Origin of the sequence: Pseudomonas sp. SMV7, from assembly GCF_052041995.1 — a bacterium.
In the GTDB taxonomy this organism is placed as follows: Bacteria; Pseudomonadota; Gammaproteobacteria; order Pseudomonadales; family Pseudomonadaceae; genus Aquipseudomonas.
Window position 1 is genome coordinate 1 of the sequence record NZ_JBKGGT010000047.1, and the last position, 1,178, is coordinate 1,178.

Below are 1,178 nucleotides of genomic sequence, written 5' to 3' on the forward strand. Positions count from 1 at the left end.
ATCGTCTCGCCAACCGGGTTGCCACCACCGTCGGTGAGAATCACCTTGGCCCCGGCTTCAGCGGTCCCGCTGATCACAGCGCCGTTGCTCGGGTTGATGACCGGTGCAGCCGGGGCGATAGCATCAACGGTGACACTGGTCGGCCCGCTGGTATTGCCAGCCGGGTCCTGGGCCACTGCATTGACGACCGTGCCGTTGGCCAGCGGCGTGCCAGGCGTGAACGACCAGTTGCCACTGCCGTCGGCGGTCGTCTCGCCGACCGGGTTGCCGCTGCCGTCGGTGAGAATCACCTTGGCCCCGGCCTCGGCGGTACCACTGATTTCCGTACCATTGCTCGGCTCGATCGTCGGTGCGGCCGGTGCCACGCCGTCAACGGTAACGACTGCGGGTGCGCTTTCGATGCCGCCCGGGTTGCGCGCCACGACGTTGACCACGCTGCCATCGGGCAACGGTGTGCCGGGCGTGAATGACCAGTTGCCGCTGCCGTCGGCGGTGACTTGGCCGATCGGGTTGCCGTTGCCATCGGTGAGGATGATGGTATTGCCGGCATCGGCGGTACCGCTGATCACCGAGCCATTACTCGGATCGACCTGCGGAATCGAAGGCAGCGATGAATCCACCGTAGTGCTACCAGGATTGCTTGTGTTGCCGGCAGCATCGGTCGCCGTGGCATTGACCACAGTTGCATTTGCCAATTGCGTGGCGGGCGTGAAGCTCCAGTTTCCGTTGCCATCGGCTGTTACCTGGCCGATCGGATTGCCGCTGCCATCGGTCAGGGTCACGGTGCTATTCGGCTCGGCAGTACCATTGATCACGGCGCCGTTAGTCGGGTTTACCACCGGCGCGCCCGGCGCTACAGCGTCCACCGTGGTGCTGCCTTGCGGGCCGGTATTGCCAGCCGGGTCCCGGGCCACGGCATTGACGACGGTGCCGTCCGGCAATGGGGTTGCCGGCGTGAAGCTCCAGTTGCCGTTGCCGTCGGCGGTGGTCTGGCCGATCGGGTTGCCGCTGCCATCGGTGAGGATGACGGTGCTCCCCGCCTCGGCGGTGCCGCTGATTGCACTGCCATTGCTGGGATCGACCGCCGGTGCCGCAGGCGCCACCGAGTCCACCGTGATGGCAGCCGGCGAACCGGTGTTGCCGGTCGGGTCGTTCGCCGTGGCGTTTACCACGCTGCC

At 66.4% G+C, this 1,178-nt stretch carries 1 protein-coding gene; it reads right to left on the minus strand.

All coding sequences use genetic code 11. The features are described from left to right. Positions 1-1,178 (minus strand): Ig-like domain-containing protein (locus ACLEJP_RS25455; protein WP_440810894.1); only part of this gene is annotated, 1,178 nt, incomplete at both ends.